The sequence below is a fragment of the Sphingosinicella sp. genome (assembly GCF_013911755.1).
Taxonomy (GTDB): domain Bacteria; phylum Pseudomonadota; class Alphaproteobacteria; order Sphingomonadales; family Sphingomonadaceae; genus Sphingosinicella.
In genome coordinates, this window is sequence record NZ_JACESP010000024.1 from 33,032 (window position 1) to 58,624 (window position 25,593).

Annotated in this window: 28 protein-coding genes; 11 read left to right on the forward strand and 17 right to left on the reverse strand. The window is 66.5% G+C overall.

What is annotated here, in order from left to right; all coding sequences use genetic code 11:
- Window positions 1-23: 23 nt before the first annotated feature.
- The 3 genes from H2052_RS14925 to H2052_RS14935 are packed head-to-tail and all read right to left on the reverse strand — an operon-like array spanning window position 24 to window position 2,220.
- Window positions 24-671, reverse strand: a complete 648-nt coding sequence (locus tag H2052_RS14925) for a CoA transferase subunit B (RefSeq protein WP_293783289.1) — start codon at window positions 669-671, stop codon at window positions 24-26.
- Entirely contained in the window at window positions 671-1,519 is an 849-nt protein-coding gene (locus H2052_RS14930; RefSeq protein ID WP_293783291.1) for an HAD family acid phosphatase, read from the reverse strand. Before H2052_RS14930 ends, H2052_RS14925 begins: the two co-directional genes overlap by 1 nt.
- Window positions 1,516-2,220 carry a CoA transferase subunit A gene (locus tag H2052_RS14935; protein WP_293783294.1) on the reverse strand — a complete coding sequence of 235 codons (705 nt, stop codon included), beginning with the start codon at window positions 2,218-2,220 and terminating at the stop codon, window positions 1,516-1,518. The genes H2052_RS14930 and H2052_RS14935 overlap by 4 nt, the downstream gene beginning before the upstream one ends.
- 104 nt (window positions 2,221-2,324) lie before the next feature.
- On the opposite strand from H2052_RS14935, the gene H2052_RS14940 reads away from it, so the two are divergent.
- On the forward strand, window positions 2,325-2,966 hold the full coding sequence (locus H2052_RS14940; protein WP_293783296.1) for a histidine phosphatase family protein: 642 nt from the start codon (window positions 2,325-2,327) through the stop codon (window positions 2,964-2,966).
- Window positions 2,967-2,999: 33 nt separating this feature from the next.
- Window positions 3,000-4,214: a 23S rRNA (adenine(2503)-C(2))-methyltransferase RlmN gene (rlmN, locus tag H2052_RS14945; RefSeq protein ID WP_293783298.1), complete on the forward strand. Its 1,215-nt coding sequence runs from the start codon at window positions 3,000-3,002 to the stop codon at window positions 4,212-4,214.
- A gap of 123 nt (window positions 4,215-4,337) precedes the next feature.
- Here the strand turns inward: rlmN and H2052_RS14950 are convergent, their stop codons facing one another.
- The gene (locus tag H2052_RS14950) at window positions 4,338-4,805 is read right to left on the reverse strand and encodes a septal ring lytic transglycosylase RlpA family protein (RefSeq protein WP_293783300.1); all 468 of its coding nucleotides are present in this window, start codon (window positions 4,803-4,805) and stop codon (window positions 4,338-4,340) included.
- Between the two features lie 128 nt (window positions 4,806-4,933).
- Between H2052_RS14950 and H2052_RS14955 the strand changes: the two genes are divergently transcribed.
- From H2052_RS14955 to H2052_RS14980, 6 genes are all read left to right on the forward strand, one after another.
- Window positions 4,934-6,157, forward strand: coding sequence for a cyclopropane-fatty-acyl-phospholipid synthase family protein (locus H2052_RS14955; protein WP_293783303.1), 1,224 nt, complete (start codon window positions 4,934-4,936; stop codon window positions 6,155-6,157).
- A complete protein-coding gene (locus tag H2052_RS14960; RefSeq protein WP_293783305.1) occupies window positions 6,154-6,894 on the forward strand; it encodes a lysophospholipid acyltransferase family protein in 741 nt (246 codons plus the stop codon). The genes H2052_RS14955 and H2052_RS14960 overlap by 4 nt, the downstream gene beginning before the upstream one ends.
- A 121-nt stretch (window positions 6,895-7,015) precedes the next feature.
- Window positions 7,016-8,422 (forward strand): efflux transporter outer membrane subunit, encoded by a 1,407-nt coding sequence (locus H2052_RS14965; RefSeq protein ID WP_293783360.1) that lies wholly within the window; start codon window positions 7,016-7,018, stop codon window positions 8,420-8,422.
- Window positions 8,419-9,795, forward strand: coding sequence for an efflux RND transporter periplasmic adaptor subunit (locus H2052_RS14970; protein ID WP_293783307.1), 1,377 nt, complete (start codon window positions 8,419-8,421; stop codon window positions 9,793-9,795). The genes H2052_RS14965 and H2052_RS14970 overlap by 4 nt, the downstream gene beginning before the upstream one ends.
- Complete coding sequence (locus tag H2052_RS14975) at window positions 9,785-10,489, forward strand: ABC transporter ATP-binding protein (protein ID WP_293783309.1); 705 nt, start codon at window positions 9,785-9,787, stop codon at window positions 10,487-10,489. The genes H2052_RS14970 and H2052_RS14975 overlap by 11 nt, the downstream gene beginning before the upstream one ends.
- A 3-nt stretch (window positions 10,490-10,492) precedes the next feature.
- Window positions 10,493-11,701 carry an ABC transporter permease gene (locus H2052_RS14980; protein WP_293783311.1) on the forward strand — a complete coding sequence of 403 codons (1,209 nt, stop codon included), beginning with the start codon at window positions 10,493-10,495 and terminating at the stop codon, window positions 11,699-11,701.
- 4 nt (window positions 11,702-11,705) lie between these two features.
- Here the strand turns inward: H2052_RS14980 and H2052_RS14985 are convergent, their stop codons facing one another.
- From H2052_RS14985 to H2052_RS15000, 4 genes are all read right to left on the reverse strand, one after another.
- The gene (locus H2052_RS14985) at window positions 11,706-12,458 is read right to left on the reverse strand and encodes a methyltransferase domain-containing protein (protein ID WP_293783313.1); all 753 of its coding nucleotides are present in this window, start codon (window positions 12,456-12,458) and stop codon (window positions 11,706-11,708) included.
- Window positions 12,455-13,699 carry a glycosyltransferase gene (locus tag H2052_RS14990; protein ID WP_293783316.1) on the reverse strand — a complete coding sequence of 415 codons (1,245 nt, stop codon included), beginning with the start codon at window positions 13,697-13,699 and terminating at the stop codon, window positions 12,455-12,457. Before H2052_RS14990 ends, H2052_RS14985 begins: the two co-directional genes overlap by 4 nt.
- 107 nt (window positions 13,700-13,806) lie before the next feature.
- Window positions 13,807-15,183 (reverse strand): ATP-binding protein, encoded by a 1,377-nt coding sequence (locus H2052_RS14995; protein WP_293783319.1) that lies wholly within the window; start codon window positions 15,181-15,183, stop codon window positions 13,807-13,809.
- A complete protein-coding gene (locus H2052_RS15000; protein WP_293783322.1) occupies window positions 15,180-15,857 on the reverse strand; it encodes a response regulator transcription factor in 678 nt (225 codons plus the stop codon). Before H2052_RS15000 ends, H2052_RS14995 begins: the two co-directional genes overlap by 4 nt.
- 84 nt (window positions 15,858-15,941) lie before the next feature.
- On the opposite strand from H2052_RS15000, the gene H2052_RS15005 reads away from it, so the two are divergent.
- Entirely contained in the window at window positions 15,942-16,379 is a 438-nt protein-coding gene (locus H2052_RS15005) for an Rrf2 family transcriptional regulator (RefSeq protein ID WP_293783325.1), read from the forward strand.
- Here H2052_RS15005 and H2052_RS15010 read toward each other — a convergent pair.
- The 9 genes from H2052_RS15010 to H2052_RS15050 form a co-directional block, all read right to left on the reverse strand.
- Window positions 16,327-16,545, reverse strand: a complete 219-nt coding sequence (locus H2052_RS15010) for a DUF2783 domain-containing protein (protein ID WP_293783327.1) — start codon at window positions 16,543-16,545, stop codon at window positions 16,327-16,329. The two genes, H2052_RS15005 and H2052_RS15010, sit on opposite strands and share 53 nt — an antisense overlap.
- Window positions 16,542-18,104 (reverse strand): FAD-dependent oxidoreductase, encoded by a 1,563-nt coding sequence (locus H2052_RS15015; protein WP_293783329.1) that lies wholly within the window; start codon window positions 18,102-18,104, stop codon window positions 16,542-16,544. The genes H2052_RS15010 and H2052_RS15015 overlap by 4 nt, the downstream gene beginning before the upstream one ends.
- Window positions 18,105-18,108: 4 nt before the next feature.
- Window positions 18,109-19,068, reverse strand: a complete 960-nt coding sequence (locus tag H2052_RS15020) for an MBL fold metallo-hydrolase (protein ID WP_293783331.1) — start codon at window positions 19,066-19,068, stop codon at window positions 18,109-18,111.
- Window positions 19,069-19,175: 107 nt separating this feature from the next.
- A complete protein-coding gene (locus H2052_RS15025; protein WP_293783333.1) occupies window positions 19,176-19,754 on the reverse strand; it encodes a TetR/AcrR family transcriptional regulator in 579 nt (192 codons plus the stop codon).
- A gap of 108 nt (window positions 19,755-19,862) precedes the next feature.
- Window positions 19,863-20,393, reverse strand: coding sequence for a dihydrofolate reductase family protein (locus tag H2052_RS15030; RefSeq protein WP_293783335.1), 531 nt, complete (start codon window positions 20,391-20,393; stop codon window positions 19,863-19,865).
- A 101-nt stretch (window positions 20,394-20,494) separates the two neighbouring features.
- Complete coding sequence (gene paaK / locus H2052_RS15035) at window positions 20,495-21,787, reverse strand: phenylacetate--CoA ligase PaaK (RefSeq protein WP_293783338.1); 1,293 nt, start codon at window positions 21,785-21,787, stop codon at window positions 20,495-20,497.
- A 15-nt stretch (window positions 21,788-21,802) separates the two neighbouring features.
- Window positions 21,803-22,357 (reverse strand): VOC family protein, encoded by a 555-nt coding sequence (locus H2052_RS15040; RefSeq protein WP_243445542.1) that lies wholly within the window; start codon window positions 22,355-22,357, stop codon window positions 21,803-21,805.
- A 10-nt stretch (window positions 22,358-22,367) separates the two neighbouring features.
- A complete protein-coding gene (locus tag H2052_RS15045) occupies window positions 22,368-23,120 on the reverse strand; it encodes an SDR family oxidoreductase (protein ID WP_293783343.1) in 753 nt (250 codons plus the stop codon).
- Window positions 23,121-23,125: 5 nt separating this feature from the next.
- Window positions 23,126-23,911 carry an SDR family oxidoreductase gene (locus tag H2052_RS15050; protein WP_293783346.1) on the reverse strand — a complete coding sequence of 262 codons (786 nt, stop codon included), beginning with the start codon at window positions 23,909-23,911 and terminating at the stop codon, window positions 23,126-23,128.
- Window positions 23,912-24,095: 184 nt separating this feature from the next.
- On the opposite strand from H2052_RS15050, the gene H2052_RS15055 reads away from it, so the two are divergent.
- Together H2052_RS15055 and H2052_RS15060 are read left to right on the forward strand one after the other, a co-directional pair.
- Entirely contained in the window at window positions 24,096-24,575 is a 480-nt protein-coding gene (locus tag H2052_RS15055) for a 2,4'-dihydroxyacetophenone dioxygenase family protein (RefSeq protein ID WP_293783348.1), read from the forward strand.
- A gap of 8 nt (window positions 24,576-24,583) precedes the next feature.
- On the forward strand, window positions 24,584-25,593 hold a 1,010-nt coding region (locus H2052_RS15060; RefSeq protein WP_293783351.1), incomplete at its 3' end, for an AMP-binding protein.

The following is a 25,593-nucleotide window of genomic DNA, read 5'->3' on the forward strand; positions in this document are numbered from 1 at the left end:
CAACGACCTGGATCAAATTGCCGCTACTGTTGGAGCGCGACCTCGTAGTGCGCCTCGGTCTTCGCGGCGACCTCCTCGAGCGTCACGTCGGGCGCAAGTTCGATCAGGCGGAACGGCTGGCCCTTTGCCGGGCGCTCGAACACGCCGAGATCGGAGATCACCATGTCGACCACGCCCTTGCCGGTCAGCGGCAGCGTGCAGGCCTTCAGGAACTTCGATTCGCCCGCCTTGTTGGTGTGGTCCATCAGTACGATGATGCGCTTCACGCCCGCGACGAGGTCCATCGCTCCGCCCATGCCCTTCACCATCTTGCCGGGGATCATCCAGTTGGCGAGATCGCCGTTCTCCGCGACTTCCATCGCGCCGAGGATCGAAAGATCGATATGGCCGCCGCGGATCATCGCGAAACTGTCGGCGGAGCTGAAATAGCTCGTGCGGCGCAGTTCGGTGATCGTCTGCTTGCCCGCGTTGATGAGATCGGCGTCGACTTCATCTTCGGTCGGGAACGGCCCCATGCCGAGCATGCCATTCTCGCTCTGCAGCGTGATGTCGATGCCGGGTTCCACGTGGTTCGCGACCAATGTGGGCATACCGATGCCGAGGTTCACGTAGAAGCCGTCCTTCAGTTCCTTCGCGGCGCGCGCCGCCATGCCGTCGCGGTTCCAGGGCATCAGTGGTTTCCTTTGTACGTCCAGCGTTGGTCGGGCGCGACGACGTCGTCGCGGTTCATCGGCGGGTTGTTCCAGCCGCCGTAAAGGGGGTTGGGGAACACGAACCAGTCTGCGCCCCAGTGTGCGCCATGGCGCGCGGCGGCGATGTCGCGCCGCTCCGCCATCGGGCGCTTGCCGGCGGCGCCGTTGTCGATGCCGTCGGTGAAGTCGCCGTTCTGATCGCCCGCGAGCGCGAGCACGCAGAAGCGCTTGGCGATCTCCGCGCGGCGGCCGTCCTTGCCGGATTTGCCGTCGACGTCGCCCTTCAGGAACAGCGTCTCACCGTGGACGGCCGGGCCGAGACCCGTATGCGCGAGCGCAGCTTCGGTGTGCTTTGCGTTTTCGGCGTTGCGGTTGGTGTTGAACACCGGCGTCACGCCCATCGCGCGCAGCGCATCGAGCGCGGCCTTCGCGCCGGGGACCGCCACGGCCTTTTCGGCACCTTCGCGTTCCCACGCGCCCCAGGCTTTCTCGTCGAACGGCGCATCGCCGCGCGCTTCATAATACGCGTGGCCGACATTCCAGATAAGCGTTTCGTCCACGTCGAACACGGCCGCCGGGCGCTGCGCCGTCTCGGCCGTGCAAGGCAGCGGCGTTCCGTCCGCCGCAAGAATCGCGGAAGGCGTGCCTGCCGCGACCGGCAGCCGCGCCTCCACCGCACGCACCAGCGCGCGGTACGTCTGCGTCGTGATCGCGCTCGCTTCCGCCGAACCCAGCGTCCACGCGAGCGGCTGCGTCGTGCGCGGCACGCCCGTTGCCGCGCAGCCATGCAGCGCCGCCATCAGGCAGACCGCTGCGAGGCGGTTCACGCCGCCTGCCTCACGGTGCGCTGTTCGATGCGCTTTTCGTAATTCTTGCCGACGATCAGCCGCTGCACGAAGATGCCCGGCGTGTGGATGTGGTCGGGGTCGAGCTCGCCGGGGCCGACAAGCTCTTCCACCTCGGCGACCGTCACCTTGCCCGCGGTCGCCATCATCGGGTTGAAGTTGCGCGCGGTCTTGCGGAACACGAGGTTGCCGTAGGGGTCCGCCTTCCACGCCTTCACGATGGAAACGTCTGCAACGAGCCCGGTTTCGAGGATGTACGTCTCGCCGCCGAACTCCTTATGCTCCTTGCCCTCTGCAACGAGCGTGCCCACGCCGGTCTTCGTGTAGAAGCCTGGAATGCCCGCGCCGCCCGCGCGGATGCGCTCGGCGAGCGTGCCCTGCGGGTTGAATTCAAGCTGCAGCTCACCGGAAAGATACTGGCGCTCGAACTCCTTGTTCTCGCCCACGTAGGACGAGATCATCTTGGCGACCTGACGTGTCTTCAGCAGCAGGCCGAGCCCGAAATCGTCGACGCCGGCGTTGTTGGAGATGAACGTCAGGCCCTTCGTGCCCGAATCGCGGAGCGCCGCGATCAGGTTTTCCGGAATGCCGCACAGCCCGAAGCCGCCGGACATCACCGTCATACCGTCGAAAAGCAGGCCATCAAGGGCGCTCACCGCGTCGTCGTAAAGCTTGTTCGCCAAGGGGAACCTCCCGCGCTGCAGCAAAGAATGTGGCCCTGCTAGCGCACGCGCTTCGCTTAGGAAAGAGTAGGTTTTCTGTAAAATTCTTTGCATAAGCGCGCACCATGACACCCACGCTCTATCTCGCCCGCCACGCGGAAACCGTGTTCAATGCCGCCGCCCGGATGCAGGGGCACATGGGGCACACGCCGCTCACCCGAAACGGCATCCGGCAGGCGGAAGACATGGGCCGCGCGCTTCGCGACATCCTCGGCCCGAAGCCCGACATCGATCTCTGGGCGTCGCGATCGGGCCGCACGATGCAGACCGCCGCGATCATCGCCGAGCATCTGGAGCGCGACTTCTTCGATATCCGCGCCGACGACCGGCTGCTCGAAATCGACGTCGGCGACTGGGAAGGCCGCAGCTATCAGGACATCGTCGCGGAATCCGGGCCGATCGTTTGTCCGGACCGCCGCGTGTTCCTGAGGAAGCCGCCGAACGGCGAATGGTATCCCGATATCGCGCAGCGCCTTGCAAGCTGGATCGCGGACCTCGACCCCGCACGCCCCGCGCTCGTCATCAGCCACGGCATCACCGCCCGCGTGCTGCGCGGCGCGCTTGTCGGCGGCACCCCGTTCGAGCCTGGATGCGTGCCGCTCGCACAGGATGCGCCGCAAGGCACGGTGTTCCGCATCGAAGCCGGCCGCGAGGAGCCGATCCACGTCGGCCACGGCTCGGTCGACGGTAAATCGAAGGGCTTCTAGGCAAAACGCCCGAAAAGCCTTACATGGCGCGCCATGCCGACTGCAGCCATGACGATTCCCGGCGGGGCCGATCCCGTCCCCGTGCCGCGCGCACCCACTGCGCGTGAGGACGGACGCGTCGATCTCGTCGGCCTGAACAAGGCCGAAATGGCGGCGGCGCTGATCGCTGCGGGCGTTCCCCAAGGCCAAGCGAAGCTGCGCGCCAAGCAGGTCTGGCACTGGATCTACCACCGCGGCCTCACCGATTTTTCGGGCATGACCGACATCGCGAAGGACACGCGCGTGCTGCTGGCCGAGCGCTTCGTCGTCGGCCGCCCGGAGGTGACGACGCTGCAGGTGTCGACCGACGGCACGCGCAAATGGCTGCTGAGGACCGATGACGGCAACGAATACGAGATGGTGTTCATCCCGGATGCGGACCGGGGCACGCTCTGCGTGTCGAGCCAGGTCGGCTGCACGCTCAACTGCCGTTTCTGCCACACCGGCACGATGAAGCTCGTCCGCAACCTGACGGCGGGCGAGATCGTCGGGCAGGTGATGCTCGCGCGCGACACGCTCGGCGAATGGCCGCAGCCGGGCGAGGATTTGACGGGCGAAGCGCGGATGCTCTCCAACATCGTGATGATGGGGATGGGCGAGCCGCTTTATAATTTCGACAATGTTTCCAAGGGCCTCGGCATCGTCATGGACGAAACGGGCCTCGCGCTCAGCCGCCGCCGCATCACGCTGTCGACAAGCGGTGTCGTGCCGATGATGGCGCGCGCGGGCCAGGAGATCGGGGTCAACCTCGCCGTCTCGCTCCATGCCGTGACGAAGGAGGTGCGCGACGAGATCGTGCCGATCAATCGCAAGTACGGCATCGAGGAGCTATTGAAGGCGTGCGCCGCGTATCCCGGCGCCAACAACGCCCGCCGCATCACGTTCGAGTACGTGATGCTGAAGGACAAGAACGATTCGGACGAGGATGCGCACGAACTCGTGCGCCTCATCCGCAAGTACAAGCTGCCCGCGAAGGTGAACCTCATCCCGTTCAACCCGTGGCCGGGTGTCGCTTACGAATGCAGCGACGACGACCGCATCGCGCGCTTTTCGGACATCATCTTCAAGGCGGGCATATCGGCGCCGGTGCGCACGCCGCGCGGGCGCGATATCATGGCTGCCTGCGGCCAGCTGAAAAGCGAAAGCGAGAAGCTGTCCCGCGCGGAGCTCGATCGGATCGCGGCGGAAAAGCAGGCTGCGCTCGCCTGAGCGCCGACATCAGTCTGGTGCGTCCCCTCGACTTCGCTCGGGATGATGCACGTTTTTGCAAGGTACAAAGGCCTTCATCCCGAGCAAAGTCGAGGGACGTAGGGCAGTCCTGTCAGCAAAAAATCAGGCGGTGGGGAGCAGTTCCAGCGTCACCTCGGTGAGCCCGGCGTTGAGCATGCCGAGTTCGCGTGCCGCCGCTTTCGAGACGTCGATCACGCGGCTGCCGGTGAAGGGGCCGCGGTCGTTGACGCGTACGGTCACGCTGCGGCCGGTCTTTTCACAGGTTACCTTCACGAGGCTGCCCATCGGCAGCGTACGGTGCGCGGCGGTCAGTTCGTCCTGGTCGAAGATTTCGCCGCTGGCGGTGCGGCGGCCATCGAACTTGTCGGCATAATAGCTCGCGCGGCCGGCGCCGATAAGCTGGGTTTCGCTCGCAAAAACCGCATCTTCGGCGTCGAGCGTCGCGGAAAGTTCGTCGGAGAGCGGAGCGGGTGATGAGGCGTCAGCAAAGGCGCACAGCGCAAGCGCCGTGGCCGCCGCAGCAGCAGCGCGGATCCAGCGTCCGCGAATCTGAACGAGAGTAGCCCCCATCGCGGTTTTTCACTGACGACTTCGCTTCACCGCATCCACTCGCCTGCGACGAAGCGTTCTGTCCCTGCGTTCCGGCGAGCCGTTCAACGGGGATTTGCACGCGCCAAGTTCTTGATTAGGGTCAGATCATGCTGCTGCTCGATCGCATGCTGAAGCGGCTCGTCCGCGACGGCGAACTGACGGTCACGACCACGGATCGGCGCGTGCGCCGTTACGGCAGGCCGCACCCGGCACGGGTGCCCGTCTCCCTGCATTTCACCGATGCGCGCACGCCGCTCCGCATCGCGCTCAATCCCGCGATCGGGGCTGCGGAAGCCTATATGGACGGGCGGATGCAGTTCACGGCGGGTGGAATATCGGAGCTGCTCGACCTCGTCGCGTGGAACGCGCGCTGGTCGGACGACAATACGATCCGCAGCGAAACCCGCCGCGCGCAGAGCATCGGCGCCTACCTCTATCAGCTGAACTACCGCCGCGCCGCGAAGCGCAACGTCGCGCACCACTACGACCTTTCGGATCGCCTCTACGACCTCTTCCTCGATGCCGACCGGCAATACAGCTGCGCCTACTACCGCGCCGGGGACGAGACGCTCGAACAGGCTCAGGCCGACAAGAAGGCGCACATCGCTGCGAAACTGGCCCTGAAGCCGGGGCAGACCGTGCTCGACATCGGCTGCGGCTGGGGCGGCATGGCGCTGTACCTCAACCGCGTCGCCGATGTGGACGTGCTCGGCATCACGCTTTCGGAGGAACAGCTCAAGGTCGCGCGCCGCCGCGCCGCCGAGGCCGGGGTCGCGGACCGTGTGCGCTTCGAACTGATCGACTACCGGGATGTCAAAGGCGCGTTCGACCGCATCGTTTCGGTCGGCATGTTCGAGCATGTCGGCATCCCGAACTACCGCACTTTCTTTCGCCGCGTGCGCGAATTGCTTGCCGAGGACGGTGTAGCGCTGCTCCACACGATCGGACGGGCGGACGGTCCGGGCGCGACCGACACGTTCACCGCGAAATACATCTTCCCCGGCGGCTATTCGCCCGCGCTTTCGGAAATCGTGCCCGTCATCGAGCGTGAAATGCTGTGGATCACCGATATCGAAGTGCTGCGGCTCCACTATGCGAAGACGCTGGACGAATGGCTGCGCCGCACCGAGGCCGCCAAGGCGGAGATCGTGGCGCTGTATGACGAGCGCTTCTACCGCATGTGGACCTTCTATCTTGCAGCCGCGCGCGGCGCCTTCCGCCACGACGGCCACGTCAATTTCCAGATTCAGCTCACGCGCCGCCGCGATGCGCTGCCGACCACCCGCGACTACATGGCCGAGGCCGAAGCGCGTTACACCGGGATGATATGAGCCACCGCTTCTTCGGGCGCTCGCGCGCCGCGCTCGGTCTTGCAAGTGCCGCCCTGCTGGTTCCGCCCTGGCTCCTGATGCCGCCCGCGAGCCTCCCCGCCAAGGCGCTCGAACGCCGCTTCCACCGCATGATCGCAGCGGGCTTCGGCCTTCGCCCAAAGGTCGTCGGAACCCCGGGCGCGGCGGGCACCATGTTTGTCGCCAATCACATCAGCTGGGCGGATATCATCAGCGTCGCGGCGGTGGTGGATACGGATTTCGTAGCGAAGGCGGACGTCGCCGCCTATCCCGGCATCGGTGCGCTCGCGGGGCGCACGGGCACGATCTTCGTCGAGCGCGAGCGGCGATCGCAGGCCGGAAGCCAGATGGAGGCGATCCGCGAGCGTCTGCTCGCCGGGCGGCGCGTGCTCATGTTCCCGGAAGGCACGACGTCCGACGGGCGCGGGCTGCTGCCGTTCCGCAGCAGCCTCTTTGCGGCGGCGGATGCGGCTGTCGCCGTGCAGCCCGTCACGATCCGGTATACCGCGCCGGGCGGTGCGCCGCTCGATCCGGCGGCGCTTGATGCGATCGCGTGGATCGGTGACGAGGACATGCTGCCCAATGCGCTCGCGCTTGCGCGTCAACGCGCCGGTATCGTTCTCCATTTCCACGAGCCGGTCGCGCCTTCCGCGTTTGAAACGCGCAAGGCGCTCGCCGAGCATTGCCGCGACGTGATGCTCCGCCACTACCGACCGTGAAACGGGGCGGCCGCTTTTCCAGAGATTTCTTCAATATATTCATGTGGGCTGCAGGGAATACGCTGTACGTCGCACGTATGGCGTCTGTGGCGATGCTCCGTTGCCGCCGAATATCGAAAAGGTGCGCGTGAAGAAGCTGTTTCCCCTCCTTTCCGGGCTGGCGCTCGCCGCGTGCGCGGCCGGGCCGGACTACCGGGCGCCCGTCCCAACAGCGCTCGGCGTGCCCGCCGCATGGAGCGACGGCAGTGCCGCGCCGGAGGGCGATGCCGCGCTTGCCGAATGGTGGCGCGTCTACAATGATCCGGTGCTCGATGGGCTCGTCGCGCGCGCCGTCGAAAGCAACCTCGATATCGCGCAGGCGGCATCGCGGCTGCGGCAGGCGCGCGAATCGCTTCGGCAGGCGCAGGCCGATTTCCTGCCATCGGTCAGCGCATCGGGCAGGGGCGGGCGCAATTTCCGCGAAGGCTCGTCCGACAACAGCAGCTATTCGCTTGGCGCCGATGCGTCGTGGGAGATCGACCTCTTCGGCGGCACCCGCCGTTCGGTGGAAGCCTCGCGCGCCGATCTTCAATCCGCCGGCTACAGCCTTGCGAACGTGCGCGCGGCGATCGTCGCGGAAACGGTGCGCAACTATGTCACCGCGCGCCTGGCGCAGGAACGGCTGCGCATCGCGCGCGACACGCTGAAAACGGTCGAGGACAACTACGATATCGCGCGCTGGCGCGTGCAGGCGGGTCTTGTCTCGTCGCTCGACGAGGAACAGGCGCGCGCCCAGCTTGCGCAGAACCGCGCCTCGATCCCGTCGATCGAACAGAGCCTCGCAGGCGCGCTCAACCGCATCGCGGTCCTGACGGGCGATGCGCCCGGCGAGGCGACGCGCGCACTTGAAACCGCCGCGCCGATCCCGGATGCGCCCGATACGATCACCGTGGGCATCCCCGCCAATACGCTCCGTCAGCGGCCCGATGTGCGGCAGGCGGAGCGCGCGCTCGCGGCCGCCACGGCGCGCATCGGCGTCGCGGAGTCCGCGCTTTACCCGTCGCTTCGCATCAGCGGCGACGTGGGCACCAGCGCGCTCTCGCTTGGCGGTCTCGGCGATGTCATCACGGGCGGCCTGTTCGCCTCGATCGGCCAGCTCATCTTCGACGGCGGCGCCACGGCTTCGCGTGTCCGCGCGCAGGAAGCGGCGGCGGAAGGCGCGTTCGCGGCCTACAAGGGCTCGGTGCTCGGCGCGCTTGAAGACGTGGAGAACGCGCTCGTTGCGCTCCGCGCCGCGCGGGAGCGGCAAGTGCAGTTCGCCGACGCGTATGACGCGGCGAACAACAGCGCCATTCTGGCGCGCAGCCAGTATCAGGCGGGTCTCACCGATTTCCGGACGCTGCTCAGCGCCGAACAGTCGCTGCTGTCGGCGCGGCAGGGTCTTGCCGATGCGGACGCGGACGAGGTGTTCGCGGCGGCGCAGCTTTACAGCGCGCTCGGGGGCGGATGGCAGACAATGAACACGATCGACGGATGGCAGCCCGAATGAACGACACGAACACCCAGTCACTCGATGACTTCCTGGGCGCACAGCCGGAAAAGCCGTGGCGCAAATGGGCGATCTACGCGGGCGTGGCCGTGGCGCTGGTCGTTCTTGTCCTCGTCATCCGCAACTTCCTCTCCGACGACACGCCGCAATACGACACGCGGCCTGTCGAGCGCGGCGACCTCACCGTCACCGTCGCGGCGACGGGAAACCTGAAGCCGATCAACCAGGTCGATGTCGGTTCCGAACAGTCGGGTCTCATCACCAAGGTGTTCGTCGACGTGAACGACCGCGTCACGCGCGGCCAGCAGCTTGCCGAACTCGATCCCTCGCGGCTTCAGGACGCGGTGGCGCAGGCGCGCGCGCAGGTCGCGTCCGCCGAAGCCGGCATCGCGCAGGCGAAGGCGAGCGTCTCGCTTTCGAAAGCGACGCTCGATCGGCAGGAAGAGGTCTCCCGCCTGTCGGGCGGCCGTGTGCCCTCGAAGACAGAGCTGGACAGCGCGCGGGCGAGTTACAGTCAGTCCATCGCGAGTCTGCGCTCGGCGGAAGCCCAGCTTCTCGTCGCGCGCGCGCAGCTGTCTTCGGCGGAAACCAATCTTTCCAAGGCGCGCATCGTCTCGCCGGTCACCGGCGTCGTGCTCTCGCGCGATATCGAGCCCGGCCAGACCGTCGCCGCCTCGTTCAACGCGCCGGTGCTGTTCACCATTGCCGAGGATCTGCGGCAGATGGAGGTCGAGGTCTCCGTCGACGAGGCGGACGTCGGCCAGGTGAAGGACGGCCAGAGCGCGAATTTCAGTGTCGATGCGTTTCCTGGCCGCACGTTTCCGGCGAAGGTGACCCGCGTGAACGTCGGTTCGAACGCGAGTTCGAGCAGCAGCGGTTCGTCGTCCTCGTCCTCGGGTGCCAGCACCAACACCGTCGTCGCCTATACGGCGGTGCTCAATGTTGACAACCGCGACGAAACGCTCCGCCCCGGCATGACCGCGACGGCGGACATTGTCGCGAGCCGCGTGGAAAACGTGCTGCTCGTGCCGAATGCTGCGCTGCGCTTCAATCCGGCGACGCAAGCGGGCGCGTCGCAGGGCGGCGGCATCACCAGCCAGCTGGTCATGCGCCCGCGCCGCGGCGGCAATGCGCAGAAGTCGGTGGGCTTCGGCGCGGGCAGCACGCAGACCGTTCATGTCGTCGGCGCGGACGGCCAGCCCAAATCGGTCGAGGTCGTCGTCGGCGACAGCGACGGGGCCAACACGGCGATCCTGAGCGGCGATATCAAGGAAGGCATGAAGGTCATCGTCGGCCAGCTCGTCGCCGGGCAGGAAGCGCCGCCTGCGCGGGGCAACCGGCGTTCGGCGGAAAAGGCCGGCAATGGCCGATGATCCGATCATTCGCCTGCGCGGGATCACCAAAACCTACGGCACAGGCGCGACCGCCTTTCAGGCGCTGAAAAGCATCGATCTCGATATCACGCGCGGCGATTTCGTCGCGGTGATGGGCCCGTCGGGATCGGGCAAGTCGACGGCGATGAACATCCTCGGCTGCCTCGATGTGCCGACGAGCGGTGAATATCTGTTCCGCGGCCACCACGTCGAAACGCTGGACCGCGATCAGCGCGCGCTGCTCCGCCGCCGCTATTTCGGCTTCGTGTTCCAGGGCTTCAACCTGCTGTCGCGTACCACCGCGCTCGAAAACGTCGAGCTGCCGCTGCTTTACCGCGGCGAGGACCGGCGGACACGCTACGAACGCGGCATGGCGGCGCTCGACAAGGTGGGGCTCAAGCCGTGGTGGGACCACACGCCCGCCGAGCTATCGGGCGGCCAGCAGCAGCGTGTTGCGATCGCACGCGCGATCGTGACGAGCCCCGACGTGCTGCTCGCCGATGAACCGACCGGCAACCTCGATACGGAGCGCTCGTTCGAGATCATGGAGCTGCTCACCGATTTGAACCGCAGCGGCATCACCGTGCTGATGGTGACGCACGAGCCCGACATGGCCGCCTACGCGCGCACCATCGTGCATTTCCGCGACGGCCTCGTCGAACGCGTCGAAAACACTGGAAAGGCGGGGGTGTAACCGATGCTCGGCACCACGATCACGCTCGCCTTCCGCGCCATCATGCGCCACAAATTGCGCTCGTTCCTCACCACGCTCGGCATCATCATCGGCGTCGCCGCGGTCGTCACCATGACGACGCTCGGCAACGGCGCGACCGCCGCGGTGCGCGAGCAGATCGCAAGCCTCGGCGCGAACATCCTGCAGCTTCGCCCCGGTCAGGGCTTCGGCCGTGGCGGCGGCGGGCCGCGCCCGCCGGACTTCAAACCCGAGGATGTCACCGCGATCGCGAACCAGCTCACCGGCGTGCGTGCGGTCGCGCCGATGGCGCAAAGTTCGGGCACCGCGATCTACGAAGGCAACAACTGGAACACGACCGTGAACGGCACCTCCGCCTCCTATTTCGAGGCGCAGCAGTGGCCGCTGAACAGTGGCCGCCTGTTCATGCCGGAAGAGGAGCAGGCGGGTAAGCCCGTCTGCATCATCGGCAACACGCTGAAGAACAACCTGTTCCGGCAGACCGACCCGCTCGGCAAGCGCTTCCGCATCAAGGGCGTTTCCTGCCAGGTAATCGGCGTACTCGGCACGCGCGGGCAGGGCGGCTTCGGTCAGGATCAGGACGATGTCGTCGTCATGCCGATCAAGTTCGTGCAGCGGCGGTTCACGGGCGACCGCGAGATCGGCCAGATCATGGTCGCGGTGGACGATGCCTATGATACGCAGACCGTGCAGGCCTCGCTCGAAGACCTGATGCGCGAGCGGCGCAAGATCAAGCCGGGCGATCCCGACAACTTCAACGTGTTCGATACCAAGCAGATTTCGGACACGCTGACCGGCACCACCACGATTCTCACGCAGATCGTCGGCGCGGTCGCCGCGATCTCGCTGCTCGTCGGGGGCATCGGTATCATGAACATCATGCTGGTGTCGGTGACGGAGCGCACGCGCGAGATCGGCATCCGCCTCGCGATCGGTGCGGTGGCGCGCGAGGTGCTGATGCAGTTCCTCGTCGAAGCCGTGGTGCTCTCGTGCCTCGGCGGGCTCATCGGCCTCGTCATCGCGCTGTTCGCCTCGATCGCGATCGCGCCCCTGATGCAGGTGCCCTTCATCTTCGATCCGAAGATCAACGTGCTTGCGTTCATCTTCTCGGCGGCAATCGGCGTGGTGTTCGGCTATTTCCCCGCGCGCCGCGCGGCGTCGCTCAACCCTATCGACGCGCTCCGCCACGAATGAACCTTCAGCCGCGCCGGCGGCGATATTCGGCAAGGCCCGTGGCGATGGGGCGCGTCAGCCAGCCGCGCAGCTTGCCGAGCTTGTAGGCATGGACGCCCGGGTGGGAGAGCGGCAGTGGCCGTTCGAGCAGGCCGCGCAGCGAGGCCTCGCCGAAGCGCTGTACGGCCTCGGGAATCTCGCCGCGGAAATAGCCGATCAGGTTCTGGCGATACCACGGCGCGATGCGCGCGTCGGTCCACAGCGCGTAGCGCAGGAAGTCGAACGGCCGGTAGCCGCGCGCGCGGAATTTTTCCGCCCAGTATTCGGGCCAGCGCTCGTTGACATGGCCGGTGCCGCCCTGATGCGGCGCGGCGGCGGAAATCAGCAGCGTGTCCGAAAGCGAAGCCATCAGGTCCGCGAAGGCGTCGGCGCGCGTTTCATCCAGATGCTCGGCGACCTCGAACGACATGGCAAGGTCGAAACGCGCCTGCGGCAGCGGCGGACGGAATGGTGTCGGCGCGCTGCCGAGGTCGAAGCGCACGAAGTCGCTTTCGGCGATCCGCAGGCTTTTCGCGGGCACCCATGGACCGTCAAGGCCGATCGCCGTCTCCACGCCCTCGGCGCGGAATCCGTTCAGCCAGATGCCGTCGCCGCAGCCGATATCGACCACCGACGATGGGCCGATCAGATCGACGACAAGCGGCACCAGCGCCTGCGCGGAGCGGGCGGCGCGATCGGCGCGGCGCGTGTAGAACTGCTTCGAATATTCGTGCTTCATTGCACTGTCTCCCGAACGGCCGCGTGTAGGTACGCGGCGTATCCATCCATCATCGCGCGCAGGCTGAAATCGGCGGCGCGCGACCGGCACGCGGTTTCGCCGCGCGGGCCTGCGAGGCGCGCCAGCATCGCGCGGGCCATCGCGGCGGCGTCCCCCACGGGCACCAGGGTGCCGCAGCGTTCGGTCAGCACCTCGCGCACACCGGTGGGGCAGGCGGTGGCGACGACCGGCGTGCCGCAGGCAAGCGCTTCAATCAGCACGTTGCTCGCGCCTTCCCAGCGCGACGACAGCACTGAAAGCGCTGCGCGCGCGACGAAGGCGTGCGGGTTCGCCTGATAGCCGCCGAGCCACAGGTCGCCGCCGATGCCGAGCGCTCCGGCAAGCGTCTTGAGCCGCGCGCGTTCCGCGGCGGGGCCGTCGCCGAGGATGACGAGCCGCATCGGGCGCACTTGCCGTGCGGCAGCGAAGGCGCGGATCAGCGTGGCGAAATCCTTTTGCGGGCTCAGCCGACCCACGGCGATCACGACGGGCGGCGCGCCGGCGGCGAACCACGGGTGATCGACGGGCGCCTGCGCCTCCCGCACGATCGCGTCGATATCGACGCCGTTCGGGATCACGGCCAGCCGCTCGGGCGAAACGCCCTGCGATTGCAGATCGTCTCCCAGCTCGCGCGATACGGCGATCACGCCGTCCATCATGCCGTACTGCGCGCGTTCGAGCGCGGCGGCGCTTCGCCGGATCAGCCCCGCCGCCAGACCGGCGCGCTTCGGCGGCGTGGCTGCGGCGAGGGCGTTGCTCGCGCGCGCCACCAGCCGCGTCCCGGAAGCGCCGGACAGGCGGTGCGCGGCGCAGGCGAAGGCGTGCATGTGGTTCCCCGAGGAAAACAGCACGACGGGCCGGAGCCGCCGGATCGCCGCGGCGAGCGCCGGCACCGCCCGGAGACTGTCGGCAGCGCGTGAGAGGCGCGGCGGGCCTCCCGCGATCACGCGCACGGGCAGGCTGCCCGTATCCTCGGCGAAGGCGCCGCTGCGGCGCACCACCCACAGTTCGGCGGCAAGCCCCGATGCGGCGGCGGCTCTGGCGATCCTGATCGCATTGCGAACGACACCGCTTGCGCGCAGGTCATAAACGAGGATCGCCGCCTGAACCGCGACCGTGCTGCGGCGAACCGGGGCATCGGGCGCGCGCAGCGGACGCCATGTGTCGGTCTCCACGCGGCGAAGGGTGCCGGCACTCTGCATAAGGGTCTCCGAAAGCTACGGAGACCCCCTGCGCGACGGGGATGGCGGCGGCGTTGGCCGAAGATTTGGATATGTCCATGTTGCGGCGGCGCGGGCGCCGCGCGTGTTCAGTTGGCGATGGGCAGCCGCAGTGTGGCGGCGAGACCGGGACTCCTGTTCTGGAAGCCAAGCTCGGCATGGTGGCAGCGCGCCACGGCCTCCACGAGCGCGAGGCCAAGGCCTTGTCCGGCGGCGGCGGCCTGCGCGGGCGCGCGAAAGAAGCGCTCGGTGATGCGCGGCAGGTCGGCGGCGTCGACGCCCGGTCCGTCGTCCGTCACGTCGATCCGCGCGCTCGCTGTCTCGCGGGCCAGAGCGACGCGCACGGTGCCGCCCGGCGGCGTGTATTTCACGGCGTTGTCGATCAGGTTCGTCACCGCCTGGAACAGAAGGTCGCGGTCGCCGCGCGCGCGGATGCCTGGCGCGATGTCGGTGGCGAGGTGCAACGCACCCACTTCGGTGGCGGGGGCATAAAGTTCGGCGGCGTCGCTGACGAGCGCCGAAAGGTTGACGCTCTCCGCCGCAAGCGTGTGACGCCCGGCCTCGATGCGCGCGATGCGCAGCAGCGCATCGAACGTCGCTTGCAGGCGTGCGGCGCTTTCGTTCGCCTGCGCGATCAGCGTTTCCCGGGTCGCGGCATCGTCCGCGCTGTCCAGCTCCTCCAGATCCGCGCGGATGCGTGCAAGCGGCGTGCGGAGTTCGTGCGCGATACTGTCGGAAACGCGCGCCACGGACTGGATCAGGTTCTCGATCCGATCCAGCATCGCGTTCAGCGTTTCGGCGAGGTGATCGAAGTCGTCGCCGGTGCCGCGAAGCGCCACGCGTCCGGTGAGGTCGCCCGCCATCACGCGCTCCGCCGTTCCGGCGATGGCATCGATGCGGCGGCCGACCGCGCGGCTCGTCAGCACGCCGCCGATGAGCCCCAGCGCCAGCGCTACGGCGGTGCCCCAGCCGATCGCCTGCCCGATCAGCTCCTCGCGCTCATCGACATCCTCGGTGTCGCGCGCGATCAGCAGGCGGGTGCCGTCGGGGAAGCGCTGCTCATAGGTGTAGGCCTCGTTTTCCCGCGCGACGCCGCCGTCGAAGGTTTCGAACTCGAAGCGGAACCACGGGCTTTGGACGAGCGGTGGCGGCGCGGGCATGTTGGCCGTGATCCATTCGCCGTCGGGCGCGACGAGGGCATGAAAGGCCCGCCGTCTGGAGGGGCTCTCCCGGCGGACGTCGAGCGCATCGACCAGCGCATCGTCGCCATGCTTTTCGTGGAGAGCGGAGAGCGTGCGCACCTCGGCAAGAACGGTCGCCCGCACCTCGGCAAGCGGCGCGGTCACGAATATCCGCCACGCGATCGCCCCCATTGCCGCGTAGGACACCACGAACCACGCGCTGTAGGCGAGCGCGAGGCGGAACGTCATGCCGCGCGTGAAGCGAAGGGCCGGGTGCTGTATCACTGGGGCCGCCGCAGGCTGTAACCAGCGCCGCGCACGGTTTCGATCAGCGGCACGTCGAAGCCCTTGTCGATCTTCTGGCGCAGGTGGCTCACATGCTGGTCGACGATGTTGGTCTGCGGGTCGAAATTATAATCCCACACGGCCTCCAGGATCATGGTGCGGGTCAGCACGTGCCCGGCGTGCCGCGCCATGTATTCGAGCAGGCGGAACTCGAGCGTGCTGAGCGGGATGCGCCTGCCGCCGCGCGCCACGGTGCGCGCGAGAAGATCGATTTCAAGGTCGGCGACGACAAGCGTCGATTTCGAAGGCGCCGCGGCGGGCCGCCGCCCGAGCGCATCGATCCGCGCGAGCAGTTCCGACATCGCGAACGGTTTCGTCAGATAATCGTCCGATCCGGCGCGAAGCCCCCGCACGCGCTCGTCCACCTCGCCGAGCGCGGAGAGGATGATCACCGGCGTGCGGTTTCCCGCCGCGCGCATCGTCTGCAGGATGGTGAGCCCGTCGACGCCGGGCAGCATCCGGTCGAGGATGACAACGTCATAGGCTTCGCCCGCCACGCGGTAGAGCCCCTCGCGCCCGTCGGCGATATGTTCGGCGATGTGGCCCGCTTCGCCGAGGCCCTTCACCACATAGGCGGCGACGCGTTCATCGTCTTCGATCAACAGGATACGCATGGGCGGCAACAAGACGCACGCAGCAAGCGCATGTCAATTCTCGTCTGCCCTTGCATTGCCGCATTGCGCCGTCATAGGAGGAATATGCTTTCTCAACGGACGCGGTATACAATTCGCGCGCTCCAGCACCTTGCTGACCATTACGGCGAGGGGCCGATCCGTCTTTTCGACATCGCCGAGGCGCAGAACATCCCGAAAAAGTTCCTGACCGTGATCCTGTCGGAGTTCGCCCGGCTCGGCATCGTCGGCACCAAGCGGGGGCCAGATGGCGGCTACTGGCTCGCGGTGCCGCCGGTGGACGTGCGCTACGGCGATATCGTGCGGCTGACGCGCGGTTCGCTCGCGCTCGTGCCCTGCGCCAGCCGTTTCGACTACAAGCCCTGCGAGAACTGCGTCACCGAAACGGAATGCCGCCTGCACCGCCTGATGGTGATGGTGCGCGACGAGACGGCGCGCGTCCTCGATACGGTTACGCTCGCCGACCCGATCCCGCTGCCTGAGCCTGAGCCCGAGCCGCTCTGATCGCGTCCTTCACCAGCGCGTCATTGCCGATCTGATTGATGAGCAGCAGGATGAGCCGCGCCGAAAAGCGCAGGCTTTCCGCCTCGCTCATGCCCGCCTGCGCGGCGATCAGCGCCTCGTAGATGTCGTCGGGCCGCGCGACGTTCGGCTTCGTTTCAAGGCTCATGCGGCGGCTCCTTCGGCGCGCGCGATCGCGGCGCTGATCTTCTGCGGCGTGGGCTTGCGCCAGCGCGCCGTGACATACTGGTCGGGCCGGATCAGGCAGGCGCTGCCGGGCGCAAGGTCATAGCGGTCCACGATCAGCGCCTCGCCCGTCACGTCGATCACCGGCACGGGCGCCTCGCCCTGCCAGCCGTTCGCGATCAGCCGGAAGCCGCCGCCGAGCCTGCCGAGCAGCCAGTCCTCTCCGATGGGCGCATCGAGCGCGGGCGATCCCGGCGCGACACCGTCCCAATCCCCATCCTCGTCGGGCGTCGAAAGCGGGCTCGCCGGATAGGACACCGCCGTCGAAAGCCGCCCGCTGTTCACGAACGGCCGTGCGAACGGATACTCGCCCGCAAGGCTCAGCACCGCGTCGCGATAGGCCGCGCTCGCAGTCGATTTCGGCGTCAGGAAATCGGTCGAGCGCGTCGAATTCAGGATATTCTCGTCCGCGGTCGTGATCGCCTCGTGGTTGTAGCTTTCAAGGAAGCTCTCGGGCGCCTTGCCCTCCAGCACCCGCTCCAGCTTCCAGCCGAGGTTGTCGATGTCGGCGAGGCCCCCGTTCGCCCCGCGCGCGCCGAATGGCGACACCAGGTGTGCGCTGTCTCCAGCGAAGAGCACGCGCCCGTGCACGAAGCGCTGCATCCGGCGGCACTGGAAGGTGTAGACGCTGTACCACTCGCGCTCGAATTCGATCTGGTCGCCCAGCATTGCGCGCACCAGCGGCTCGACATTCTCGGGGCGCATCGCCGCCTCGCGGTCGATGTTCCAGCCGAGCTGGAAATCGAGCCGCCACACGTCGTCGGGCTGCTTGTGCATCAGCGCGGACTGGCCGGGATTGAAGGGCGGATCGAACCAGAACCAGCGCTCGGCCGGGTGCTCGCCCTTCATTTTGATGTCGGCGATGAGGAAATTGTCCTCGAACACGCGCCCTTCGAAATCGAGGCCCATCAGCCCACGCACGGTGGACTTGTTGCCGTCGCACGCGATCAGCCAATCCGTGTTGAGCGTATAGCGCCCGTCCGGCGTCTCCACGGTGACGCTGACGCCGTCAGCGCGCACATCGAGCCCGGTCACCTCGTGCCCCCAGCGGATGTCGACGTTGGGATAGGCGGCAAGCGCATCCACCAGGATCGCTTCCACATGATACTGCTGCAGGTTGATGAATGCCGGCCGCCGCTGGTCCTTCACCGGCAGCAGGTCGAATTCATAGATCGGCGTGGTGTTCTCGCCCCAGAATACCTTGCCGAGGTTCCACACGACGCCCCGGTCCACCATCGCCTGCCCGACGCCGAGCCGGTCCCAGATGTCGAGGCTGCGCTTCGAATAGCAGATGCCCTTGGAGCCGGCGGCGATGAAGTCCAGCCGGCTCAGCACCGTCACCTTGCGCCCCCGCCGCGCGAGGTCGAGCGCCATCGAAAGCCCCACCGGGCCTGCGCCGACGATCAATGTTTCAAGATGTGCGCCATCCGTCCCCACCGGCGAAGCGCCGATGGGGCGGTGGACCGGAATTGCTGTCGTCATGGTGTCAGTCCTGAAGTTCAGCCCAAACCTCGCGGTCGCGCTCCATCGTCCAGATGCGCGGCCAGTCGATACCCTCGAATTCGTCCCACAGCCGTTGCACGTCGAAGGGCAGGCAGTGCTCGAAGATCGGCCAGCGGCCGAATTTCGGGAACAGCGCCTCGTGCGTCGCCTCGAACGCCTGCTTCAGCGTGCCGCCCGCGCGGTGCACGGTGCCGACCTTTTCGATCATGGTCTTCAGGAACTCGCGCGTCTGCTCGATCGCGGCATCGGTTTCGGTGAGGCCCCGCGGCACGCGCCCGCGTCCGCCCACAAGGTTCTCCGCGCGGTACGCCTTCACCTTGTCGAGCGTGTCCGCCGCCCAGTCCATGTGGAAGGCATCGCCCGTGTAGAGAGCGGCTTCCGCCTCCACGAGATCGCCCGCGAACAGCGTTTTCGATTTCTCATGCCACACCACGATGTCGCCCGCCGTGTGCCCGCGCCCGCAGAAGGCGAGATCGAGCTTGCCGCGATTTCCGCCAAGCTCGATGCTGAACGTATCGGTGAAGGTCTGCGTCGGCCAGGTGAGCCCCGGCACCGAATCCGGCTCCTTGAACAGGCGCGGCATCCGGCCGAACTCGCTCGCCCAGTCCTCCATGCCGCGTTCCTCGATCAGCTTCCGCGTCATTTCGCTCGCGATGATGTGCTCCGCCTCGAACGCGCTCGCGCCCAGAACGCGCACGGCGTGATAGTGCGTCAGGATCAGGTATTTCACCGGCTTGTCGGTGTGCTCGCGCAGCTTCGCCAGCCAGTCGCGCGCGGCGACCGGCGTCGCCCGCGCCTCGATGGCGACAACGAAATCCTCGCCTTCGAACGCGCCCACATTCGGGTCGCCCTCGGCGGTCAGCGCGTAAACGCCGTCCGCCAGGATCTCCAGCGTCTCCGTCTTCTCGGCGGTGTCCGCCGACGACGCGAATGGTTTTGCCACAGGTAAACCTCCTCAAATGTCATGCCGCATTCGCGGACCTTGAGGAGAAGTTTAGCGGAAGCGCAGGCAAGCGTCTGTCATTAGCTCTGATGACAGGGGCGCTCCTGTCAGCGAAGCCCGTCCAGCATCTGGTCGATCACCGTCCCGGCCAGCGCCTCCACAGTGAAGCGGCCCGTGGGGCGGAACCACGTGTGCGACCAGTTGATCATGCCGAAATAGAGCATGGCGCGCACGCGGGCGTCCTGCTTCGAAAGCGCGGGCGCGATCTCGCCGATCGTGTGCGCGACAAGGTCGACCAGCATCCGCTCGGTATCCACGATATGCCGCCGCCGCTCTTCGGGCAGCTTGTCGAGATCGTTCACCAGCACGCGGTGCCGCGCCGAAGCGTCGGCATAAAGCTCAAGGAAGCCGTGCGTCAGCTTGCCGAACCGAGCGACGGGATCGGCCTCGCCCCGATACGCGTCCGCCACCTCAGCAAGCGCGCCGATGTGCCCGTCCATGATCTCGAACAGGATGTCCTCTTTGGACGCGAAATAATGATACAGCAGCGACTTCGACATGCCACACGCGGCGGCAAGGTCGGCGATCGAGCAGCCGTGAAACCCCGAATGCGCATAAAGCTCGGCAGCCTTGTCGAGCACGGCCATCCGCCGCTCGTCATAATCCGCCGCCTGTGTCCGGGCCACTCACGTGCCTTTCGTTCGGGAATAACAGAGCGTTCGTGTCTAGGCGGTGCGCGCGGTGCCCGCAACGGGTTCGTCTGGTGAATTTCCGCCCGTATGACAACGCCGTGGCTATGCCGGAGCGTACGTCAGCCTGACCACCTGCTCGCTGATACGGTCGTGCGCCAAGAGCCGCAGCGACGGCCGCGATCCGGCAAAGAACGTTTTTCCCTCGCCGATCACGACGGGATGAACGTAAACGCGATATTCGTCGATAAGACGCAGTTCGGTCAGGCTCGCGGCCAGTTCCGGCCCGGCGACTTCGATCTCTCCGTCAAACCGATCTTTCAGCGCACGGATCGTCGTCTCTACGTCATTGTCGACAAGCATGGCGTTCGGACCGACAGAGTTCAATGTGCGCGACACCACCCACTTCGGCAGGCTACGCCACGCCGCCGCATAGTCTCGCCGTGCGTCATCCCAATCGGAATGGTCTTCGTCCCAGTACCGCATCGTCTCGTACATGCGGCGACCGTAGACCGTGGCGGCCAGTCCACGAACGTCGTCGATGAAATGACGGAAAAGCACAGGATCGGGCGCAAACGCCGTGTGGTCGACATAGCCGTTTAGCGATTGGTTCAGGGCATAGACGAGCTTCGCCATAGGGATATCCTACCCGCAACTCTCCCGAAACCCAATGGCACGTCCCGATGTTGTGATCCGCACGGCAGACTTTGAAGAGACTTCTGTAACTGCACGCGACCTTAACGCGACCGCTTGTCGACCACCCGTGCTGCTTTACCCTGTGACCGCGGGAGCGACCCCGCAGGCTGAACGTCGATCTTCACGCTGATGCCGACCATGGTCTTGATGCGGTGGGCGAGCGTGTAGGCGTGCTCGGCGTGGGTGTTCTGGTCGGTGTCCTCGCGCGCCTCGACCGAGAGGCGCACCATGTCCATCCGGTCCGGGCGGGTCAGCTCGATCAGGAAGTGCGGCGCCAGTGCGGGGACGGAAAGGATGTGCTCTTCGATCTGGCTTGGGAACACGTTGACGCCCCGGATGATCATCATGTCGTCGCTGCGGCCCGTGATCTTCGCCATGCGGCGCATGGATCGCGCCGTGCCGGGCAGAAGCCGGGTGAGGTCGCGCGTGCGGTAGCGCACGATCGGCATCGCCTCCTTGGTGAGCGAGGTGAACACGAGCTCGCCCTCTTCGCCGTCGGGAAGCACCGCCCCCGTTTCGGGGTCGATCACCTCAGGGTAGAAATGATCCTCCCAGATCGTGAGACCGTCCTTGGTCTCCACGCACTCCTGCGCCACGCCGGGGCCCATCACCTCGGAGAGGCCGTAGATGTCGACGGCATCGATCGCGAACGCGCTCTCGATCTCGGCGCGCATCGCCTCGGTCCACGGCTCGGCGCCGAAGATGCCCGTCTTCAGCGAACACTTCGCCGGGTCGATGCCCTGCCGCCGGAACTCGTCGAGGATCGCCAGCATGTAGCTCGGCGTCACCATGATGATTTCCGGCGCAAAGTCCGTGATCAGCTGCACCTGCTTCTCGGTCTGCCCGCCCGACATCGGGATCACCGTACAGCCCAGCGCCTCCGCGCCGTAGTGCGCGCCGAGACCGCCGGTGAACAGGCCGTAGCCATAGGCGACGTGCACCTTCATCCCCGGGCGTCCGCCCGCCGCGTGGATCGACCGCGCGACGAGCCCCGACCATGTCGCGATGTCGGCTTTCGTGTAGCCCACCACAGTGGCCTTCCCCGTCGTCCCCGAAGAGGCGTGGATGCGGGAGAGCTTCTCCTGCGGCACTGCGAAGAAGCCGAACGGGTACGCGTCGCGCAAATCCGCCTTCGTCGTGAACGGGAACTTCGCGAGGTCGCCGAGCGATTTCAGGTCGTCAGGATGCACACCCGCCGCGTCGAACTTCGCGCGGTACGCGGGGTTCCCCGCATACGCATGGGCAAGGCTCCCGCGCAGACGCTCAAGCTGCAGCGCCGATATCTCGTCCCGGCTCGCCATCTCAATGGCGTCGAGACCAACCTTGTCTGTCATGGGTTCAATGTGCCCTTATTCGGCCGGGGGCTGCAACACGCGGATCGGGTCGCTGCCGTCCCAGTTTTCCGACGCGGTCTTCATCATCGTGAAGAAGGCCTCGGTCTGGTCGGTCATCTCGATGAGCTCGATCATGCCCGGCAGCACGTCCGACGTATCCATATAGGCCGCGCGCGCGCCGACGCCCGCGACGCCGTACAGCGCCATCTCGTGGCCAAGCGCCTTGTATTTCGCAACGTCCGCGTCGAAATCCGCGCACGAGACCGCGAAGTGGTGGAAGCCCCAGCCGCGCTTCTGCTGCACTTCGGTGTAGACCGAAGGCGTCTCCCAATTGTTCTGCTGAATGAGCTCGAAGCTCATCGAACCCGAAAAGCCGATCGCGAGCGTGATGTCGAGTTCGGTTGGCGCGCCGCGATACTGCGCGTCGAGCAGGGGGAAATGTTCGATCACGAACCACGGGCCGCAGTTGAGGCGCGGCATGTAGTGTTTCATCGCGGCGGTGATGTCGGGCACGATGTAGGCGATCTGCATGATGCCGCCCATCGGCTGGCCGAAGTCGAGAGTTCTCACGGCAGTTCTCCTAATTGGTCAGGCTCATGCCGCCGTCGACGATGACGGCGGTGCCGGTGATGAAGCGCGCCTCGTCCGACACCAGGAACAGCACGGCGTTCGCGATATCCACGGCCTCCTGCCACGTCTTCATCGGCACCTTGGTGAGAAAGGCCTGCGCGGCATCCTCCGCGCTGATGCCGTGTTCGGCGGCGGTGCGCGCGATCAGCACGTCGTGCATCGGCGTTCGCACCTGACCCGGGTGAACGCTGTTGCAGCGGATCGCGTAGTTCTTTTCGCAGCAGTGCAGCGCGAGCGAGCGCGTGAACTGCGCCACCGCCGCCTTCGATGCGCCGTAGGCCGCGATGAACGGCGTGGGGACGAGCGCACCGATCGACGACATGTTGACAATCGCGCCGCCGCCGCCCTTCGCGATGGCGGGCATCGCGTATTTGCACCCCAGGAACACGCTTTCCACGTTCACCGTGTTGATGCGGCGCCAGTCTTCAAGCTCGGCGCCTTCCGGGTCCATCGGGCTCTTGCTCGACGAGATGCCCGCATTGTTGACGAGCCCGTCGATGCGGCCGTGTTTCGCCATCGTCTCGGTGATCAGCGCCTTCCAGCCCGCTTCGTCGGCGACGTCCTGCCGGATGATGCCCTCTCCGTCCGCGATGTCGGTGCGGATCACGGTGGCGCCTTCTTCCGTCAGACGCTCTGCGATCGCCGCGCCGAGGCCCGCCGCCGCGCCGGTGACGATGATGACCTTGGTTGAAACACGTCCCATGATGTTCAGCCTTTCGTATGCGCGCTGGAGGGGCCGGCGAGTTGCGCCCCGTCGATGATCAGCGGCGACCCGCTCAGCATGGCGGCTTCGTCGGAAACCGCGAAGAGAATGGCGTTTGCAATGTCCTCGGGTTTCGCGATCCGGCCCATCGGCACAAGGCTCGCCATCGCCGCCACCATCGCCGCGCGGTCTCCGATTGCGTCGGCGATCGGATCCAGCATCTCGCTGTCCACATACGTCGGATGCACCGACACGCACCGTATCGGCAGCCTTCGTTCCGCGCAGTAAAGCGCGACCGATTTCGAGAGCGTGGTCACTCCGCCCTTCGAAGCGCAGTACCCCGCGACGTCCGAAATGCCGACCAGCCCCGCGAGCGACGAGACGTTGACGATCGCGCCGGAACCGCCCGTCTCCGAGATCGCCCGGATCGCCGCTTGGCACCCCAGCATTACGCCGGTCAGGTTCACCGCGATCATCTTGTTCCAGTGGTCGATCGTCAGGTCCATGATCGTGCCGGGAAAGCCGATGCCCGCCACGTTCGCGAGGCTGTCGAGCTTGCCGAAGCGCTTGATCGTGGCGGCGGTCGCCTGCGCCCACGCCGCTTCGTCCGTCACGTCGAGCCGAAGCGCGAGCGCCGCCTCGCCGATCGTGGCCGCGGTCGCCTCGGCGCCCGTGAGATTGATGTCGGTGACGCCGACCCGCGCGCCTTCGCGTGCGAAGGCGACGGCGGTCGCGCGCCCGATGCCGGACGCCGCCCCGGTCACGATGGCGACTTTGCCCTGAAGGCGCATGATGTCTGAACCTCTCCCCAACGGCCTGCGCGCAGACCTCATGATGCTGCACGAAAGGCTAGAGGGGCGGCCGGTCATTCCAATAGCGGGAAATACCTAAGCACCTAGGTGTTTCCCGCCATTCCGCAGCCCGGCGCTTCGGCCCACAATAATGTGCATTGTTCAAAATGAGGGAGGTTTGATCATGGTCCTGCTGACGCGCGAGGATGCGCCCGACATCGAAGAGACGAAGCGCCACACGCCGGCGTTCTACAATCTGAAGGACCTGCCCTGGCATGACTGGGTGATGCCGGAGACATGGTTCAAGCTGCTCAACATCAACCCCTTCACCGGCGGCTTCACGATGCTCCTGAAGGTTGGGCCGAACAACACCGCGCCCGTTCACGGCCACGTCGGTTCGGTCGAGGGCATCCTTCTCGAAGGCGGTTTCGGCTATGGCGACGATCGCGGCCGGGCCGGCGATTACGTCCGCGAGATGGGCGGCATCAACCACATCCCGAATACCGACGACGACGGCATGGTCATGTTCGCGGTCGTGAACGGGCCGCTGATGGGCTACAATGCCGATGGCAGCATCGCCGCTGTTGTCGACGCGAAATTCATGTACGGTCTTGCTGCGGCGCAGGGTGCTGCCGATCACATCGAAAAGCCGGCTGACTGGTAAGGGGAACAATGCTGGGGTTGATGCAGGCGAGCCCGCTGCTCATCAGCGGGCTGCTCAGCCACGCCGCCGCCGCGCACGGCAAGCGGCCGATCGTGTCACGACTGGTCGATGAACCGCTGTGGCGCTACGATTATGCCGGTCTCGCTGCGCGCACGGCGCGCGGCGCGCATTTGCTGCGCAGCATGGGCGTGGCGCCCGGCGACCGGATCAGCTCGCTCGGCTGGAACACGCATCGCCATATGGAGCTGATGTTCGCCGCGCCCGGCATCGGCGCGGTGCTGCACACGGCGAACCCGCGCCTCACCGACGAGCAGATCGCCTACACGATCGAACATGCGGGCAGTTCGATCCTGTTCTACGAGCGCAGCTTCGCCGATCTCGTCGAACGTCTTGCACCGATGCTGCCGCAGCTCACACGCTTCGTGATGTTGAGCGATGCGACGCGCACGGTCCCCGGCAGCGTTGGTGCAGAATCGTGGGAAACGCTGATCGCGGATCAGCCCGATACGATCGACTGGCCGCGCCTCGACGAGAATACGGCGGCGTTCCTCTGCTACACCTCGGGCACCACGGGGCACCCCAAGGGCGTCGTCTACAGCCACCGCTCGACCGTACTCCACGCGATGGCGGCGAGTTTGCCCTCGGCGTTCGGGCTCGATGTGTTCGATTGCATCATGCCGTGCAGCAGCTTCTACCACGCGACCGGTTGGGGGCTGCCCTTCGCGGGTGCGCTCAACGGCTGCGCGTTCGCGCTGCCCTGCGACCGCATGGACCCGGCGAGCCTGCATGAGCTCGTCCTGGGTGAAGGCGTCACCTTCTCGGGCGGCGTGCCGACGATCTGGACAATGTATCTCGATTATCTCGGGCGCACGGGGGAAACGACGGGCAAGCTCCAGCGCCTGGTGATCGGCGGCTCCGCCGTGCCGCGCGCGATGGCGGAGGCCTATTCGCGCACCTACGGCGTCAAGGTGCTGCAGCTCTGGGGCATGACCGAACTCAATCCGCTCGGCGTCGTCGC

What these genes read in the sequence shown, in the direction of transcription:
- H2052_RS14955 (WP_293783303.1), top strand. Translation starts at nt 4,934, where the DNA reads ATGCTGCTGCTCGATCGCATGCTGAAGCGGCTCGTCCGCGACGGCGAA.
- H2052_RS15050 (WP_293783346.1), bottom strand. Translation starts at nt 23,911, where the DNA reads ATGCGCCTTCAGGGCAAAGTCGCCATCGTGACCGGGGCGGCGTCCGGC.
- H2052_RS15030 (WP_293783335.1), bottom strand. Translation starts at nt 20,393, where the DNA reads ATGGCGAAGCTCGTCTATGCCCTGAACCAATCGCTAAACGGCTATGTC.
- rlmN (WP_293783298.1), top strand. Translation starts at nt 3,000, where the DNA reads ATGCCGACTGCAGCCATGACGATTCCCGGCGGGGCCGATCCCGTCCCC.
- H2052_RS14980 (WP_293783311.1), top strand. Translation starts at nt 10,493, where the DNA reads ATGCTCGGCACCACGATCACGCTCGCCTTCCGCGCCATCATGCGCCAC.
- H2052_RS14960 (WP_293783305.1), top strand. Translation starts at nt 6,154, where the DNA reads ATGAGCCACCGCTTCTTCGGGCGCTCGCGCGCCGCGCTCGGTCTTGCA.
- H2052_RS15055 (WP_293783348.1), top strand. Translation starts at nt 24,096, where the DNA reads ATGGTCCTGCTGACGCGCGAGGATGCGCCCGACATCGAAGAGACGAAG.
- H2052_RS14940 (WP_293783296.1), top strand. Translation starts at nt 2,325, where the DNA reads ATGACACCCACGCTCTATCTCGCCCGCCACGCGGAAACCGTGTTCAAT.
- H2052_RS15000 (WP_293783322.1), bottom strand. Translation starts at nt 15,857, where the DNA reads ATGCGTATCCTGTTGATCGAAGACGATGAACGCGTCGCCGCCTATGTG.
- H2052_RS14985 (WP_293783313.1), bottom strand. Translation starts at nt 12,458, where the DNA reads ATGAAGCACGAATATTCGAAGCAGTTCTACACGCGCCGCGCCGATCGC.
- H2052_RS15045 (WP_293783343.1), bottom strand. Translation starts at nt 23,120, where the DNA reads ATGGGACGTGTTTCAACCAAGGTCATCATCGTCACCGGCGCGGCGGCG.
- paaK (WP_293783338.1), bottom strand. Translation starts at nt 21,787, where the DNA reads ATGACAGACAAGGTTGGTCTCGACGCCATTGAGATGGCGAGCCGGGAC.
- H2052_RS15010 (WP_293783327.1), bottom strand. Translation starts at nt 16,545, where the DNA reads ATGAGCCTTGAAACGAAGCCGAACGTCGCGCGGCCCGACGACATCTAC.
- H2052_RS14970 (WP_293783307.1), top strand. Translation starts at nt 8,419, where the DNA reads ATGAACGACACGAACACCCAGTCACTCGATGACTTCCTGGGCGCACAG.
- H2052_RS14990 (WP_293783316.1), bottom strand. Translation starts at nt 13,699, where the DNA reads ATGCAGAGTGCCGGCACCCTTCGCCGCGTGGAGACCGACACATGGCGT.
- H2052_RS14950 (WP_293783300.1), bottom strand. Translation starts at nt 4,805, where the DNA reads ATGGGGGCTACTCTCGTTCAGATTCGCGGACGCTGGATCCGCGCTGCT.
- H2052_RS15015 (WP_293783329.1), bottom strand. Translation starts at nt 18,104, where the DNA reads ATGACGACAGCAATTCCGGTCCACCGCCCCATCGGCGCTTCGCCGGTG.
- H2052_RS14925 (WP_293783289.1), bottom strand. Translation starts at nt 671, where the DNA reads ATGCCCTGGAACCGCGACGGCATGGCGGCGCGCGCCGCGAAGGAACTG.
- H2052_RS14975 (WP_293783309.1), top strand. Translation starts at nt 9,785, where the DNA reads ATGGCCGATGATCCGATCATTCGCCTGCGCGGGATCACCAAAACCTAC.
- H2052_RS15005 (WP_293783325.1), top strand. Translation starts at nt 15,942, where the DNA reads ATGCTTTCTCAACGGACGCGGTATACAATTCGCGCGCTCCAGCACCTT.